At 65.0% G+C, this 15,918-nt stretch carries 16 protein-coding genes; 9 read left to right on the top strand and 7 right to left on the bottom strand.

The window, feature by feature from the left end:
• Window positions 1-20: 20 nt before the first annotated feature.
• Both ACZIRK_RS06400 and ACZIRK_RS06395 read right to left on the bottom strand, forming a co-directional pair.
• Complete coding sequence (locus ACZIRK_RS06400) at window positions 21-1,547, bottom strand: acyl-CoA synthetase (protein WP_130231659.1); 1,527 nt, start codon at window positions 1,545-1,547, stop codon at window positions 21-23.
• 108 nt (window positions 1,548-1,655) lie between these two features.
• Window positions 1,656-2,714 carry an AraC family transcriptional regulator gene (locus tag ACZIRK_RS06395; RefSeq protein WP_208829495.1) on the bottom strand — a complete coding sequence of 353 codons (1,059 nt, stop codon included), beginning with the start codon at window positions 2,712-2,714 and terminating at the stop codon, window positions 1,656-1,658.
• 144 nt (window positions 2,715-2,858) lie between these two features.
• On the opposite strand from ACZIRK_RS06395, the gene ACZIRK_RS06390 reads away from it, so the two are divergent.
• A complete protein-coding gene (locus tag ACZIRK_RS06390) occupies window positions 2,859-3,848 on the top strand; it encodes an NADPH:quinone oxidoreductase family protein (RefSeq protein WP_463327078.1) in 990 nt (329 codons plus the stop codon).
• A 208-nt stretch (window positions 3,849-4,056) separates the two neighbouring features.
• Window positions 4,057-5,031, top strand: a complete 975-nt coding sequence (locus ACZIRK_RS06385; protein ID WP_130231858.1) for a quinone oxidoreductase family protein — start codon at window positions 4,057-4,059, stop codon at window positions 5,029-5,031.
• 149 nt (window positions 5,032-5,180) lie between these two features.
• Here ACZIRK_RS06385 and ACZIRK_RS06380 read toward each other — a convergent pair whose 3' ends face one another.
• Window positions 5,181-6,161 carry a GlxA family transcriptional regulator gene (locus ACZIRK_RS06380; RefSeq protein ID WP_130230015.1) on the bottom strand — a complete coding sequence of 327 codons (981 nt, stop codon included), beginning with the start codon at window positions 6,159-6,161 and terminating at the stop codon, window positions 5,181-5,183.
• Between the two features lie 111 nt (window positions 6,162-6,272).
• Between ACZIRK_RS06380 and ACZIRK_RS06375 the strand changes: the two genes are divergently transcribed.
• Window positions 6,273-6,821: a cysteine hydrolase family protein gene (locus tag ACZIRK_RS06375; protein WP_130230013.1), complete on the top strand. Its 549-nt coding sequence runs from the start codon at window positions 6,273-6,275 to the stop codon at window positions 6,819-6,821.
• Here the strand turns inward: ACZIRK_RS06375 and ACZIRK_RS06370 are convergent.
• On the bottom strand, window positions 6,818-7,711 hold the full coding sequence (locus ACZIRK_RS06370; RefSeq protein ID WP_130230011.1) for a LysR family transcriptional regulator: 894 nt from the start codon (window positions 7,709-7,711) through the stop codon (window positions 6,818-6,820). The genes ACZIRK_RS06375 and ACZIRK_RS06370 overlap by 4 nt on opposite strands.
• 132 nt (window positions 7,712-7,843) lie before the next feature.
• Between ACZIRK_RS06370 and ACZIRK_RS06365 the strand changes: the two genes are divergently transcribed.
• Together ACZIRK_RS06365 and ACZIRK_RS06360 are read left to right on the top strand one after the other, a co-directional pair.
• Window positions 7,844-8,779 carry a ring-cleaving dioxygenase gene (locus ACZIRK_RS06365; protein WP_130230009.1) on the top strand — a complete coding sequence of 312 codons (936 nt, stop codon included), beginning with the start codon at window positions 7,844-7,846 and terminating at the stop codon, window positions 8,777-8,779.
• A complete protein-coding gene (locus ACZIRK_RS06360) occupies window positions 8,776-9,414 on the top strand; it encodes an alpha/beta hydrolase (protein WP_130230007.1) in 639 nt (212 codons plus the stop codon). The genes ACZIRK_RS06365 and ACZIRK_RS06360 overlap by 4 nt, the downstream gene beginning before the upstream one ends.
• A 78-nt stretch (window positions 9,415-9,492) precedes the next feature.
• Here ACZIRK_RS06360 and ACZIRK_RS06355 read toward each other — a convergent pair whose 3' ends face one another.
• Both ACZIRK_RS06355 and ACZIRK_RS06350 read right to left on the bottom strand, forming a co-directional pair.
• A complete protein-coding gene (locus ACZIRK_RS06355; protein WP_463327077.1) occupies window positions 9,493-11,547 on the bottom strand; it encodes an acetoacetate--CoA ligase in 2,055 nt (684 codons plus the stop codon).
• A gap of 111 nt (window positions 11,548-11,658) precedes the next feature.
• Complete coding sequence (locus ACZIRK_RS06350) at window positions 11,659-13,554, bottom strand: alpha amylase C-terminal domain-containing protein (RefSeq protein WP_130230003.1); 1,896 nt, start codon at window positions 13,552-13,554, stop codon at window positions 11,659-11,661.
• A gap of 218 nt (window positions 13,555-13,772) precedes the next feature.
• Between ACZIRK_RS06350 and ACZIRK_RS06345 the strand changes: the two genes are divergently transcribed.
• From ACZIRK_RS06345 to ACZIRK_RS06330, 4 genes are all read left to right on the top strand, one after another.
• Entirely contained in the window at window positions 13,773-13,955 is a 183-nt protein-coding gene (locus ACZIRK_RS06345) for a hypothetical protein (RefSeq protein WP_130230001.1), read from the top strand.
• Between the two features lie 387 nt (window positions 13,956-14,342).
• Window positions 14,343-14,798: an Hsp20 family protein gene (locus tag ACZIRK_RS06340; RefSeq protein ID WP_130229999.1), complete on the top strand. Its 456-nt coding sequence runs from the start codon at window positions 14,343-14,345 to the stop codon at window positions 14,796-14,798.
• Between the two features lie 89 nt (window positions 14,799-14,887).
• Window positions 14,888-15,205, top strand: a complete 318-nt coding sequence (locus ACZIRK_RS06335; protein ID WP_028162396.1) for a hypothetical protein — start codon at window positions 14,888-14,890, stop codon at window positions 15,203-15,205.
• A 23-nt stretch (window positions 15,206-15,228) separates the two neighbouring features.
• Entirely contained in the window at window positions 15,229-15,429 is a 201-nt protein-coding gene (locus ACZIRK_RS06330) for a hypothetical protein (RefSeq protein WP_130229997.1), read from the top strand.
• 55 nt (window positions 15,430-15,484) lie between these two features.
• Here the strand turns inward: ACZIRK_RS06330 and ACZIRK_RS06325 are convergent, their stop codons facing one another.
• The gene (locus ACZIRK_RS06325) at window positions 15,485-15,904 is read right to left on the bottom strand and encodes a hypothetical protein (protein ID WP_130229995.1); all 420 of its coding nucleotides are present in this window, start codon (window positions 15,902-15,904) and stop codon (window positions 15,485-15,487) included.
• Window positions 15,905-15,918: the final 14 nt, after the last annotated feature.

The following is a 15,918-nucleotide window of genomic DNA, read 5'->3' as shown; positions in this document are numbered from 1 at the left end:
CTTCGTTGTTGATGATCCGGTTAGGCCGGCTGCAGATAGCGCTGCTTCAGCACGTGCTTGAACAGCTTGCCGTTCTCCTGCCGCGGCAGCTCGGCCGCGAAATCGATCGAGCGCGGGCATTTGACGTGCGACAGGCCGTCCCGGCAGAACGCCATCAGCTCAGTCGCAAGCGCCGATGATGCCTTCGACGGCTCCCTGAGCTGCACCACGGCCTTGACCTCCTCGCCATACTCCGGATTGGGGATTCCGAACACGGCGACATCGGCCACATCGGGATGCAGCGCCAGGCGATTCTCGATCTCGGCGGGATAGATATTGACGCCGCCGGAGATGATCATGTGCGAGCGGCGGTCGGTCAGATAGAGATAGCCGTCGTGATCGAGATAGCCGACATCGCCGATGGTCGACCAGCCCTTGGCGTTTCGCGAGCGCGCGGTCTTTTCGGGATCGTTGTGGTAGACGAATTGCGGGCCGTCGAAATAGACGTCGCCGATCTCGCCGGGGCCGAGCTCGCTCTGCGCTTCGTCGAGGATATGGATAGTGCCGACGCAGGCGCGCCCGACCGAGCCGCGATGGGTCAGCCAGTCCGCGGTGGAGATGCAGGTGGCGCCGTTGCGCTCCGAGCCCGCGTAATATTCCCAGACGATCGGCCCCCACCACTCGATCATCCGCTCCTTCAGCTCGGGCGGACAGGGCGCGGCGGCGTGGATCGCGCAGCGATGCGAGGCGAGATCGTAGCGGGCGCGTATCTCGTCAGGCAGCGCGAGCAGGCGGAAGAACATCGTCGGCACCCACTGGCTGTGGGTGACGCGGTAATGCTCGATCGCGGCCAGCGCCTGCTCCGGTACGAACTTCTTCATGATCACGGCGGTGCCGCCGCTCTCCAGCGTGCGCATGGTGAAGCGAAGCGGCGCGCCATGGTACAGTGGTGCCGGAGAGAGATAGACCGTATCCTCCGCGAAGCCGAAATTGTCGCGCACCCAGTCGCCGGAGGCCTGCGCCTGACGAAGATTGGCGAACAGCGGCTGCTTGATGCCTTTGGGCCTGCCGGTCGTGCCTGAGGAATAGAAGAAATCCTTGCCGACGGGGCCGTCGGGAATCTCGATCAGGCGATCGAAGCGGGCAAGCTCCGCGCCATAGTCAAAGCTGCCATCCAACGCGCCGCCGAGTGCGTAGACCGCGGACCGGTGCGGATTGTCGGCGAGCAGCGCCTGGACCGCGTCCGCAAAACGCGCGGCGACGAAGAACAGCTTGGCGCCGCTGTCGCGCACGATATAGGCCGCCTCCTCGGGCTTCAGATGCGTGCTGACCGGCGTGTAATAGACGCCGTGGCGGCGCGCGCCCCAGATCAGCTCAAAATAGGCCGGGTCGTTGTCGAGCATGATCGCGATGCCGTCGCCGGCGGCGAGCCCCATCCAGATCAGGAGCTGCGTGACGGCATTGGCGCGGCGATCGAGCTCGCCATAGGTCATCGCCTGGTCGGAAAAGGCGACGAGCGCGGCGGTCTTGTCGGGATGACGTTCAGCCCATTGGCGCAGGATTGGCATTTCTTCCCCGTGTTGGCCGAGAACATCGGCCTTGCCGGGATTATCCGCATCAAGGCTGCATCATTGAATGACCGCGCATGCCAATCCGATTGGCGGAATCCGACGCTACTATTTTGCGGCAGGGCCGCGGCGCTCGCGGAACTCGCCGGGCGTTACGCCGGTCCACCGCCGGAACGCGCGATGGAAGGTGCTGAGCTCGGAGAAGCCGAGCGAGACCGCGATTTCTTCCAGCGACAGGCGGGACTTCTGCAATAGATGCGTGGCCAGGTCGCGCCGCAGCCGATCCTTGATGTCCTGGAAGCCGCAGTTCTCTTCGTCGAGCAGGCGGCGGCGCAGTGTCTGCGGCGAGACGGCGAGCATCCCGGCGATGTCCTCAAACGACAACGGACGCTTGAGGTTGCGGCGGAGAATGCCGCGCACGCGTTCGGCCATGCTGCTGTCGTCGCGGTAGCGCACCAGGAGCGCATTGGGCATCGAAGCGAGGAAGCGCCGCAGCCGCTCCTCGTCGGGCATGATCGGCAGATCGAGCAATTCGGCATCGAAGCGGATTTCGGTGCGCGGCTGGTCGAACAGCATCGGCGCCCTATAGAACGGCTCGAGCTCCGAGCTGAACGGCTCTTCCGGGAAGACGTAGTGAACGGTGATCAGCGGCAGCCGGCGGCCTACCAGCCAGCACATCAGCCCATAGGCGAACAAGAGGATCGCGCCGTTGACCATGCGCCGCCGGTTCGGCTGGGCGATGGTGTCGGTGACGTAGAGCGAAGCGTCATCCGGGCCTTCCGCCAGCCGCACCACGAAATCGTCGGCGACCAGATGATAGAACTGGCAGCCGATCCGGATCGCCTCCCGCAGATTGGCAGAGCGGATCAATAGCCGGCACATCATGCGGAAGGTGCCGGGCTTGATCGGGCGGTTGCACAAGAGCCAGAGTTCGTCGCGCGTTTCCCGGGTCAGGATCGCGATCAGGCGGGCGAACTGGTCCTGCGGCAGCCGGGCGCCCGGCTTCTCGAGTTGCTCGGGCGCGATGCCGGCGCGCGCCAACAGCCGGTCGATATCGAAGCCGGCCTCGCGCACGCCGCTCAGGACCAGGCCGACATAGCCGGAATCGATCGCTGAACGCGACGGCGCAGCGCGTGATGATCGAAGTGCGGCGGAAGCTCCCGGCATGGCATTGGCATGTTAGCGCCGGGATTGTTCCGTCGCCACCATTCCTGTGGCAGGCAAGGTCAACGCAACTGATCGTTTTCGTCATTGCGGGTGCGGGACTTCTTTTCATTTGTCGCTGACGGGAGTACCGCCGGAGGACATTTGATGCGCGCGTTGATGAGTTGCGAGCCGGGCGGGCCCGAAACCCTGCGGCTGCTCGATGTACCGGAGCCGGTGCCCGCACCCGGGCAGGTGCTGGTGGCGGTGAAGGCTTGCGGCGTGAATTATCCGGACCTTCTCACGATCCAGGATCGCTATCAGGTCAAGACGCCGCGGCCCTTCGCGCCGGGAGCCGAGGTGGCCGGCGTCGTGGCCGCGGCAGGGGAAGGGGTTGCCGGGCTGCGCGTCGGCGATCGGGTCGCGGCGCGGACCGGAACCGGCGGCATGGCGGAGTTCGTCGCCGTCGATGCCACGCGCTGCAGCCCGATTCCCGAGGGCATGTCGTTCGTCGATGCCGCGGTCATGCAGTTCATCTTCGAGACGGCCTATTACGCGCTGCACACCCGTGCCGGCGTGCGCGCCGGCGAAACCGTGCTGGTGCTGGGCGCAGCGGGAGGCGTCGGCATTGCCGCCGTGCAGGTCGCGCGCAATCTCGGCGCCCGCGTCGTCGCTGCGGCCTCATCGGAAGAGAAGCTCGGCTTCGCACGCCAGCATGGCGCCTCTGAAGGCGTGATCTATTCGGCCGACACAACAGGGGATGGTCGCGAGCTCGCTGCGCGGCTGAAGCAGGCGGTCGGGCCGCACGGCGCCGATGTGATCATCGATCCCGTCGGCGGATGGCTCTCGGAAACCGCCATTCGCTGTATCGCAGAGGGCGGGCGCTATCTCGTGCTCGGCTTCACCGCCGGCATTCCGTCATTGCCGCTCAACCTTCCGCTGCTGAAGAATTGCGATGTGCTCGGGATCAACTGGCGCACCTTCACGCTGTCGCAGGATTCACGCCTCGCCGAGAACCGGCGGGCGCTCCAGTCCTGGTATTCGCAAGGCATGCTGTCATCAGGCATCAGCGCCGAATTCCCGCTGCAGGAGGGCGGCAAGGCGATCCAGCACCTTGCCGACCGGCGCGCGCTGGGCAAGGTCGTCGTGGTGATCTGACTCGATCCTCCGTTGCAGGACTAGATTATCTCTGCTGCGTCGGATCTGATTGGAAGAATTTTGCACTGCGTCACGGGCTCACGGCAAGATGACCGTGGGCGCTGCTTGCCGCCGTGCAGCACGCTGATATGGTCTGCGGCCGGCGAAATGGATTGCATTCGCCGCTTTCGCTGAGATTCACAATCATCCCGTGCTGCAGGAGTTTCTCATGACACACGCCTTTCGTTTCCATCAGGCCGGTGGTCCCGAGGTTTTGAAATGGGAGGAGGTCAAGCTCGGCAAGCCCGGTCCCGGCGAAGCGCGGATCCGTCACACCGCAGTCGGCCTGAACTTTGTCGATATCTATAACCGCGCGGGCGTCTATGGCGTGCCGCTGCCGAGCGGCCTCGGCAGCGAAGGCGCTGGAATCGTCGAGGAAGTCGGGCCCGGCGTCACCGACCTGAAGCCGGGCGATCGTGTCGCCTATGGCAACTCGCCGCTCGGCGCCTATGCCGAGGAGCGGCTGATCCCCGCCGACCGTCTGCTCAAACTGCCCGACAGCATCGATGACAAGACTGCCGCCGCGATGATGCTCAAGGGTCTTACGGTGCAGTACCTCATTCGCCAGACCTACCGGGTCAAGAGCGGCGACACGATCCTGCTGCATGCCGCGGCCGGCGGCGTCGGGCTGATCCTGGGCCAATGGGCGAAGCATCTCGGTGCCACCGTGATCGGCACGGTTTCGACCGACGAAAAGGCGAAACTCGCCAAAGCCCACGGCACCGCGCACACGATCGTCTACACGCGCGAGGATTTCGTCGCCCGCGTCAAGGAGATCACCGAAGGCAATCTGGTGCCTGTTGTCTACGACTCCGTCGGCAAGGACACCTTCCTGAAATCGCTGGATTGCCTGGCGCCGCTCGGGGTTGCGGTGTTGTTCGGCCAGTCCTCCGGCAGTATCGAGCCGCTCAATCTCGGCCTGTTGGCACAGAAGGGCTCGCTGTACGTGACCCGTCCGACGCTGAACACCTATGGCGCCAAGCGCGAGAACCTGGTGGCGATGGCGAACGAACTGTTCGACGTGGTGAAATCAGGCGCGGTCAAGATCGAGATCAACCAGACCTATCCGCTCAAGGACGCCCCCAAGGCCCACGCCGATCTCGCCGCCCGCAAGACCACGGGATCGACCGTGTTCCTGGTGTGATGCAGTCGAGCCGTCTTTAACCTCTCCCGCTTGCGGGAGAGGTCGGCGCGTAGCGCCGGGTGAGGGCTCTCTCCACATGTTCGAACAGCGTGAATCGCGGAAGCACCCTCACCCCGCCCTCTCCCGCAAGCGGGAGAGGGCGCCAAACCTCACTCCGCGTTGAAGCGGCGCCGGTAGTCGCCCGGCGTCAGGCCGGTGATGCGCATGAACACCTTCCTGAATGCGCTCGGGTCGCCATAGCCGACGTCCCAGGCGATCCGGTCGACGGGCAGGCGGCTGAATTGCAGCAATTCGCGCGCCTTGCCGACGCGCAGCCTTTGGCAATATTCCGTTGTCGTCAGGCCCGTCGCCTTCTGGAAGCGGCGCAGGAACGTGCGCTCTTCCAATCCGGAGCGCGCCGCGAGTGTTGCCAGCGCGATGTCCTTCGCTCCGGTCGCCTGCAGCCAGTGCTGCACCTTGAGCACGGCCTTGTCGCCATGGGTCAGCCGCGGCGCGAACACGCTGTAGTAGCGCTGCTCGCGGCCAGGCGGATCGACCAGCAAGACGCGTGCGGTCTCGATCATCACCGTCGGCCCGAGCAGGCGGTCGACCAGTTTCAGGCCTAGATCGGTCCAGGCCATCACGCCGCCGGCGGTGATGATGTCGCCATCGTCGATGATGAGCCGGTCGATATCGAGGCGCGCCTCCGGGAAACGGTTCTGGAATTGCTCGGCGTAGGCCCAGTGCGTCGTTACCGATCGTCCTGCCAAGAGGCCGGTCTCGCCGAGCAGGAATGCACCCGCGCACACCGACCCGAGCGTGACGCCCGCATCGTGATAATCATGCAGCCATCGCACGAAAGGCGCCGCCTTCTCCGGCGTGGGCGGATCGCCAAGGCTCGGCGGCAGGATCAGCGCGGCAGGCGCTGTCTTCGCATCGCTGTCCGGGACGCTGTCAAAGACCCGCGCCGGCGACTTGTCCGGCTCCGCCTGCTGCCAATGGCTGATCCGCAACAGAGCGGACTTGCGTTTGCGATGTCGGGTCGCAATCCGGTCGGCGGCGCCGAACAGATCGGTCAGGCCATGGATCGCGGCGAGCTGCGCGCCGGGATAATGCACCAGCCCGATCTCGGTGGGGCCTCGGGAAACCATCTGTCGGTATCAACCCGTTTTATGTCGGTATCGCCAATTTGCAGCATGCGATGGCCGGCCTAGCCTTGTCCAGAAACGTACAGACCAATCTGCGGAAAGGACGGTCCGGCCATGAGCAAGCGCGCGATCATCGTTGTCGATCTTCAGAACGACTATTTTGCTTCCGGCAGGCTGCCGCTGGTCGGGATCGACGCGGCCGCGGCCAACGCGGGGCGCGTCATCGCTGCTGCCCGTGCCAGCGGCGATCCGGTCATTCACATCAGGCATGAATTCGTGCGGCCGGATGCGCCGTTCTTTGTCGCGGGATCGGATGGCGCGCAAATCCATGGGTCCGTCCAGCCGGCCGACGGCGAGACGGTGATCGTGAAGAACTATCCCAACTCGTTTCGCGACACTCCGCTCAAGCAGGCGCTCGATGCGAAAGGCATCGAGGACGTCGTGATCGTGGGCGCAATGAGCCATATGTGCATCGACGCGACGGCTCGCGCGGCGGCGGATTTCGGCTACAAGGCCACCGTTGTGCACGACGCCTGCGCGACGCGCGACCTTGCGTTCGGCGGGGTCAACGTTCCCGCCGCGCAGGTCCACGCTGCCTTCATGGCCGCGCTGGGGTCGTCCTATGGGACGCTGGTGAGCACGGCGGATTATCTCCCGCGCTAATCCGCTCCCGCGCCGAAGCGTTCGACCAGGAAGTCGATGAACAGCCGCACCTTCACCGAAAGGTGCCTGGTCGGAGGATAGATCGCGTAGAGCGTCAGCGGCGGCGCGTGATAGTCCGAAAGGATGGTCTTCAGCGCGCCGGTATGGAGCGCATCGCCGGCGATGAAGGTCGGGATCAGCGCAATGCCGTGCCCTTTCACGGCGACGTCGCGCAGCACCTCTGCGTTGTTCGCGCACAGCGACCAGGATGGCTGGATCCAGTGATCGCCATCCGCACCCGTCAGCTTCCATTGGTTGCCGGTGAGCAGGAAGCCGTAAGTCAGCGCGACATGCTCGCGAAGATCGCGCGGATGGGTCGGCGTGCCGTGCTCGGCCAGGTGATCCGGCGAGGCGCAGACGATGCGGTCGATCGGCACGATCCTGCGCGCGATCAGGCTCGATGATTCCAGCTCCGCGATCCGTAAGGTGACGTCGAAGCCGTCCTGCACAGGGTCGAGCAGGTCGTCGCTCAGGACGAGCTGAAGCTGGATCTTCGGATATTTCCCCATGAAGTCCGCGACCGCCGGTCCGAGCCGCAACGTGCCGAACGACATCGGCGCGTTGACGCGAAGCAGTCCGTGCGGCGCCGATTGCGCCTGCGACACCGCCTGATCCGCCGCGTCGAGTTCGGACAGGATCGAGAGCGCGCGCTCGAAATACATCTGGCCGCTCTCATTGGTGCTGACATGGCGGGTGGTGCGGTTGAGGAGCTGCACGCCGAGGCTCTCTTCGAGCTCGGCCACATACTTGCTGACGGCGGAGCGGGAGAGGCGAAGCTGTCGGCCGGCCTCGGCGAAACTGCCGGTCTCCACGACCCTCACGAACGCCCGCAAGCTCGCGACCTTGTCCATCTTGCCTCCGGCCGATTGTCCTCAATTCGTAGACAGTGGCTCCATGAAAGCATGGATTGTTCTCGGAACATAGCGGGCCGATATTGCACTCAACGAGCCCGATCGGGTTCCCGAGTTAACCAGGAGAGACCAATGTCTGGCATCCATCATGTCACCGCCATCGCCGGCAACCCGCTGAAGAATTTCGACTTCTACACGCGCGACCTCGGCCTGCGGTTCGTCAAGAAGACCGTCAATTTCGACGATCCCACGACCTATCATTTCTACTACGGCGACGAGGTTGGCCATCCCGGCACCATCCTGACGTTCTTCCCGTGGGAGGGCGCCCCCGCCGGCAGTCGTGGCGTCGGCGAGACCCATCAGACCGCTTTCCGCGTGCCGGCGCGCTCGCTCGGCTATTGGGTGCAGCGCTTCGTCGAGAAGGGCATCCCCCATCAGCCGCTGGAGAAGCGGTTTGGTGAGTCGGTGCTGCCGTTCACCGATCCCGATGGCATGGCGCTCGCTCTCGTCGGTATTCCCGGCGCGGAAGATGAGCCGGCCTGGAGCAATGGCGACGTCCCAGCGGAGCACGCGATCCGCGGCTTCCACGGCGTGACCTTGCTGCTCGAGACCGCCGAGAAGACCGCGGCCATCCTGACCGATGTGCTCGGCTTCCGCGAGGTCGCGCGCGAGGGTTCGGTGATCCGCTTCGCTGCTCCCGGTGACGCCCAAGGGGGCATCGTCGACATCTACGAGGCCAAGGGCTTCCTGCGCGGTCATCAGGGCGTCGGCTCGGTGCATCACATCGCGTTCCGCGCGGCTGACGATGCGGAGCAGGGGCAGATGGCGCAGAAGCTGGTCTCGGCGCACGGCCTGCATCCGACCGAGCAGAGGGATCGGAACTACTTCCGCTCGATCTACTTTCGCGAGCCCGGCGGCGTGCTGTTCGAGATCGCGACCGACATTCCGGGCTTTGCGGTGGATGAGCCCGTCGAGAGCCTCGGCCACACCTTGAAGCTGCCGGCGTTCCTCGAGCGGCATCGCAAGGAGATCGAAAGCGTGCTGCCTGATTTGGGAGAAGTCGCATGACGAACGAGACACCCTTTGTCTATCGCTTCGAGCCGGCGGAACGGGCGGGCGCGCCGCCCCTCCTGCTGCTCCACGGCACCGGCGGCGACGAGAGCGACCTGCTGGAGCTCGGCAGGATGCTGTCGCCGGATTCGGCGCTGCTGTCGCCGCGCGGCCGCATGCTGGAGAATGGGATGCCGCGCTTCTTCCGCCGTCTTGCGGAAGGGGTGTTCGACGAGGACGACGTTCGGCGGCGTGCTGCCGAACTGGCCGACTTCGTTGACGCGATGCGCCGGCGTCTCGGCATCGGCGCGCCAGTGGCGGTCGGCTATTCCAACGGTGCCAACATCGCCGCAGCCATGATGCTGCTTCGCCCTGGCACGCTTTCGGGCGCGATACTGTTGCGCGCGATGGTGCCGCTGTCCGATCCACCGCGCCCCGACCTGGCCGGCGCGCCGGTACTGGTCGCCGCGGGACAGATGGACCCGATCGTAACGGCCTCCAACTCGGCGAAGCTGGCTGAGATACTGGGCGATGCCGGCGCCGATGTCACGCATCGGACCCTGCCGGCCGGACACCAGCTCTCGCAGGCGGACCTCGTGCTGACGCGCGAGTGGCTGGAGCGGGTGAAGAAGCGGACGCTTCAGTCCACGTAGAGCGTTTTCGAGCGAAGTGGACACCGGTTCGCGTGAAGAAAACGCGTCAAAACAAAAACCTAGAATGCGGGCGCCGCCTCAAGCGGCGCCCGTATTTTTCTGCAGATAGTCGCCCGCAAAAGCGAGGTACCACTCCAGGCAACCCGGATTGGCCATCGCATCCTTGTTGATGACCTTCTCGATCGGATGGCCGAGCAGGAGCTTCTTGATCGGCAGCTCCTGCTTCTTGCCCGATAGCGTGCGCGGGATTTCGGGCACCTGGAATATCTCGTTGGGAAGGAAGCGGCGGGACAGGCCGGCTTCGATCGCCTTGTTGATCCTTGCCTTCATCGCCTCGTCGAGCGCGATGCCATCACGCAGCACCACGAACAGCGGCATGTAGCTTTCGCGCCCGAGATATTCGAGGTCGACGACCATCGAATCCAGGATCTCCGGCAGCGCCTCGATCGCCGAGTAAAGTTCGCTCGTCCCCATGCGCAGGCCGTGCCGGTTGATGGTGGCGTCGCTCCGGCCATAGATCACGCAGGAACCGTCGGCGGCGACCTTCAGCCAGTCGCCATGCCGCCACACCGGGCCGCGTCCGCTGCCGTCGAAATTATCCGGATAGGTCTCGAAATAGCTGGCGCGGTAGCGCGCATCACCGGGATCGTTCCAGAAACGCAGCGGCATCGACGGCAGCGGCTCGGTGCAGACGAGTTCGCCGACCTCGTCGATCACGGGCCGTCCCTGCTCGTTGAATGCCTCCACGGCGCAGCCCAGTATCCGGCATTGCATCGTGCCCGGCGTCTGCGGCAATTCCCTGTTGCCGCCGATGAAGGCGCCGGCGAAGTCGGTGCCGCCGGAAATGTTCGCCCACCACATGTCCGCCTGCGCGGCGTTGCCATTGACCTTTGAAAGCGCGGCGAAGCGCTCGTTGAACCAGGCTTGCGTGTCGGCGCTGAGCGGCGATCCGGTCGAGCCGAGCGCGCGCAGGTGTGAGAGGTCGCCGACGGCGGCGAGATCGATCTCGGCTTTGGTGCAATTGGCAAAGAACGCTGCGCCCGCGCCGAACACTGTCACCTGTGCGTCGGCGACGAAGCGCCACAGCGTGGTCCAGTCCGGCTTGTCCTTGGAGCCGCCGGGGCTGCCGTCGAAGATGCAGCAGGTGGTGCCGCCCAGGAGCGCGTTGACCTGGCAGTTCCACATGATCCAGCCGGTCGAGCTGTACCAATGGAAGCGTTCGCCAAACGAGTTCGGCTGATAGCTGCAGCCGATATCGTTGTGCAGCGTGTTCAGCGGCAGCACCACGATGATGATGCCGCCATGGCTGTGCACGATCGGCTTCGGCAAGCCGGTGGTACCGCTGGAATAGACGATCCAGAGCGGATGATCGAACGGCAGCCACACCGGCTCGAACGTATCGATCGCGGGACTGCGGCGGGCGAAGATCGCTGATAGCAGCGGATCGGCCGTCTCGGCGCTCTCCGCGTCGCTGTGCAGGATGAAATGCTTGACCGTTGGCAGCGAGCGCCGGAGCTCATCGACCACGGCGCGGCGGTCATGCCGCCGGCCTGCATAGGTGACGGCATCGCACGCGATCAGCACTTTCGGTTCGATCTGCTTGAAGCGATCAATCACCGCCGGCGCCGCCATGTCGGGCGCGCACACGCTCCAGATCGCGCCGAGGCTCGCGGTGGCGAGGAAGGCGATGATGGTCTCGGGGATATTGGGCAGATAGGCCGCGACGCGGTCGCCGGGCTTGACGCCTTTTTCCCGCAGATGAACCGCAAGCGCGGCCGCCTGTCGCCGCAGTTCGGGCCAGCTCGTCGCTTTCAGCACGCCATCTTCGCCGCTGCTCACGATCGCCGCCAGGCCCGCGGCATCGGCGGCTTCGACGTGCCGGAACACCTGCTGGGCGTAATTGACGGACGCGCCGGGAAACCAGACCGCGCCCGGCATCTTCCGTTCCGCCAGCACCGCGCGGTGCGGCGTCGGCGAGCGCAGGCCGAAATAGTCCCAGATGCTCTGCCAGTAGGCGTCGAGGTCGCGCACCGACCACTGGCGCATGTCCTCAAAGCTGGAAAAGCTCAGGCCGCGCTGCTCCTGCAGCCAGCGGCGATAAAGGGCGATCTGCGGAACGTGAGGTGCGGCCATTGCTCTTCGACTTGCATCGCGGCGGGGAGCGCCGCTCGAACGAAGGCCTAGCATAACGGAACCCGCGCGGGAATGTCATCGGCCGGCGCCGGACAGATGCCAGCGATGGCGTTAGCCCCGCGCGAAAACCAACAGCCCGTTCGCCGGGATCGTCACTGCCGCGGACGCGGGCAAGCCGTGCAGCGGCGGGCCGTCGGCGTGCACGCTGCCATCGGCGGTGACGGTCACCTCACGGTCGTAGATGTCGCTGTTGAACATCTCGCGCCAGCGGCCCGCGACGGGAAAGCCGATCGCGTAGTTGTGGAGCGGGCTTTCGTTCAGGCTGCAGACCACCACGACATCGCCGCCGTCGCCCTCGACCCAGCGCTGGAACGCCAGCACGCGGTTGTCGTCGTGGACGTGGATGACGGCGCAACCTTCGCCGCGCAGCCCCGGCGTCCTCAGGCGCAGGCCGATCAGCTCGCGCGCAAAGCGCACGAAGCCGGCCATCACCTCATCGCCACGGTCGAACGCCGCCCAGCCGATTTCGGTGTCCACGCTCGGCGTGTCGCTCCATGGCTTCGACGCCAGCATCTCCTGGCCCATGAACAGCATGGGAATGCCAGGCGCGGTCAGCAGGAGGCCAAGCGCGACGCGGCTGCGGCTGCGCGCATACCAGGAGCGCGGATTGCTGCCGTCGGCGAGCGCCGCGATCCGTTCGTCGCGTCCCATATAGACGATGTCGTGGTTCTCGATCGCATGCACCGCGCGCCAGCGGCTACCCAGGCTGATCGCGGCGATCGCGTCTGCGATCGCTGACATCGGCACGCGTGCGTTGGCGCCCTGTGAGGCGCTCGCGATCGCCGCCCGCACGCTGTTGCGGATGCTGTCGCTCCAGGTGGCGTCGAAGCCCGCGCCGCCCTCGCTGCGATCCTTCACGATCCACGCATTGACCGGCCAATATTCGGCGATCTGGATCGCCTCGGGTTTTTGCACGCGCAATGTCGAGGTCAGGTCCTGGCAGGTGCCCCAGCCGCCGAAGCGATCGATCACGCTGACTTCGTCGAAGCGGAAGCCGTCGATCCGATACTCCTCATAAAGGAACGTGGCGTTGTCGATCAGGAACTGTTTGACGCCATCGTTCCAGAACGCGAACACCAGGCCGCCCGCCCAGCCCTTGTCGGTGAAATAGAGGCTGTTGTTGTTGTCGCCGGGCAGGTGGCGATCGAGGAACCACATGCTCTTGTCGTCGAACCCGCCGCCGGCATGGTTGTAGACGACGTCGAAGATCACGGCGATGCCATGGACATGGCAGACGTCGATCAGCGCGCGAAGCTGGTCGTCGCTGTGCCTGAGGGTGTCGACGCCGGGATAGGGCGCGTGGCCGGCCGCCTGGAGGATCGCGTTGGTGCGATCCAAATAGCGGCCGAGCTTTGCCTCGTCGGCCTCGGCATATTGGTTCTCCGGGCTATAGAGATCGACTCCGTTATAGCCCATGCTGAACGTGGTCGGGAATTCCTGGATCGGTAGCAGCTCGATGGCGTTGACGCCGAGCGCGGCGAGGTGCGGCACGCGCTCGATCACGTCGAAGAACTTGCCATCCCCGTTGTCCGGATGCGGCGCGAACGTTCCGACGTGAAGCTGATAGACGATGAGGTCGTTGAATGCCGGCGGCACGAAGCGCTCGAGGCGCCAGGGAAATCGCCCGGCATCGCGCAGCACGGAATTGCAGGCCGGAAAGGACGGCTGGACGCTGAGCAGCCGCGCCCGCGGGTCGCGCTTGAAGCCGGACGAGCCGACGCCCTCGACGTAGAACAGGTAAGCGTCGCCGTCCTTCAGGCCGGGCACGAAGCTCGCCCAGTGCCCGCCGCCGATCTCCGACATCAGCGAACCGGCATCCTGCCTCCAATCGTTGAAGTCGCCGGAGACATGGACCGCGCTGGCCCGCGGCGCCCAGACGCGGAATATCGCCCCGCCGGGCACGAGCGTGCCGCCCATCGGAGCGCCGGTGAGGTCCGGCTCAGGCATCTGTCTTCCCCCTGAACGCGTGGCGCCGGGAGAATGAGCCTGGCGGCAGCGGCCGGCAAGGTTGTCGCCCACCATTATTACGCGGATGCGAAAGCGGGAGCCTCGGCGGGAGCGGGGCGGCTGCTCTTTGCGGAAAAGAACGGGGAAAGGGGCAACGCGCGGAACCAAGGACCGGTTCGGCGACTTATCCGCGCAGGCTCTCATCGAGGCTCAAGAAAATGAAGCTGCTGCAGCGTCTCTCCCGGCTGTTCTGGCGGCGCCGGGAGCTGCGCCAACCGCCCGTCCTTCCGCAATCCTCCATCGATGCCGACGAATTCGCCCGGCTGTTGTGCAGCCGGCGGATCGAAGATTTGAAGACGCTGGCCAAGAAGCTGAGCCAGCAGCCGAGGGCGCACGCCTGAGGCCTTGATCGGTCGTGTCCCCGGACTCGCCGCGCGCCAGACGAGCGCGAGGGGTTGTCTGGCATCATTGCGACGAGTGCACGCGACGAAGCGATCCACATCGCAACAAGTGGCACCGTCGATTGCTTCCAACCTTTACCCGCTGAGCTGGCCAAGTCGCCTGCGCTCACAAACGCGGTGAGAGCCGCGTATGTCGGGGGGCATCGCCTTGCGTCGAAGGGCTAAAAAATTTTTTGTAGCCTCCCCTTGAAACTGGATCGGCCTTTTCCAAGATTTTTTTCGCCATCCGACGGATGGCGTCCGGACGCCTGATGGGTCTGGACCAGAACGGGCACCGGTTCTGTCCGGTGCCGCTCGTATCCAACTTGCTCATTGGAGGATTTGGCTATGCGCAGCTACGACTTTGCTCCCCTGTGGCGCTCGACCATCGGCTTCGACCGCCTGTTCGATCTCGTCGACGCAGCGGCACGTACGGGCGAGGACAATTACCCGCCCTACAACATTGAACGGCTTGGTGAAGATCGCTACCAGATATCGCTTGCGCTCGCGGGCTTCTCGCCCGACGAGATCTTGGTGACCGCCGAGAGCAACGTGGTCACGATCGAAGGCAGCAAGTCCGAGAAGGTCGAACATGAATACCTCTATCGCGGTATCTCGGCGCGGCCGTTCAAGCGGCACTTCAATCTCGCCGATTACGTGCAGGTGAAGAGCGCCGCGTTCGACAATGGACTCCTGAAGATCGAACTGGTCCGCGAGGTGCCCGAGGCCATGAAGCCGCGGCGGATCGCCATCGATGGCGCGACGGCAGCCAACGTGCAGCAACTCGAAGCGAAAGCGGCGTAACGCGTTCGCGACGCAGACGGATGCCCCGCCCGGTGTACCTGCCGGGCGGGACGGTTGACACGTGCCTGAACAAGTAACGGGAGCAACCAATGATCGATCGCACTGACAATATCGTCGATTTGAATGTCATCCTGCACCCGGCATCGGTTTACGACCATCCGCGCGATGTGTTGGCGGATGCCCGGCTGTCGGTGGCGGAAAAGCGCGCCGTGCTGGCGTCATGGGCGTCGGATGCGGCTGCGGTTTCGTCCAATCCGGCGTTGCGTGAACTTCCGGGTGCCAAGAGCGCTGTCAGCATCGACGAGGTACTTGAAGCGCTGTCGGCGCTCGACCCCGATCCATCGGGATCGCCGGGCGGCAAGCCGTACCGGCGGAAATCGACCTCGCGCGTCGCGCTGGCGGCGTAGAGCACGTCAGGGGCTGGGGGATCATGTTCCGGGTATTTGCGAGGAACGGTCCCGGCGGCGTCTCCGTCATCCTCGCGACGGCGGCGGCGGCGCTGCGAAAGATGGAGGAGTTTCGCGACGACGGGTTCCGCACGGTCTCGGTGCTCGATGCATCCGGGGCCACGATCAACGAAGCCGAACTGACCGCCATGGCGCAAGCTGAGAGCAAGGGTGCGTTGCCATGAAGCGTGACGCGCCCTCGCTGGCGCCACGCCGAGACAGACAATCAACTATTGCTAATTATTGCGCCTTCTCGTGCGCGGCCATGCCGACGGCCTTGTAATCATAGGTCGGATAGAATTCGGTGCGATAGGCGCCCCAGGCCTTGTCCTCGAGCGCGCGATTGACCTCGCGGAGCCGCGATGCCGGCAGCCGCAGTGTCACCACCTGGCCGATGCCCATCATCACATACCAGCTCACGACCTCGACGCCCACGGGCGGAAAGGCCTTGTAGTAGCCCTGCTTCTCGAGCTGTGCGTTGAGTTCGCTGAGCGGGCGCGACTGATCGTGCTTCAGGAACACCGTGATCATCACCGCATTGTCGGCGGTCGGCGGCGCTGCATTCTCCGCGGGCGCGGTCTGCGCATTCGCGGCTGATGAGAGCGTCAAGGCGCAAGCCAAGGTCGCCATCGCAAGCCATGATCCGGTTGCTCGCGCCATCGCGGTCTCCCTTC

It is taken from the genome of Bradyrhizobium sp. Leo114, from assembly GCF_055229415.2.
Note: the sequence above shows the minus strand (reverse complement) of the source record. Positions and strands in the feature narration are given on the sequence as shown.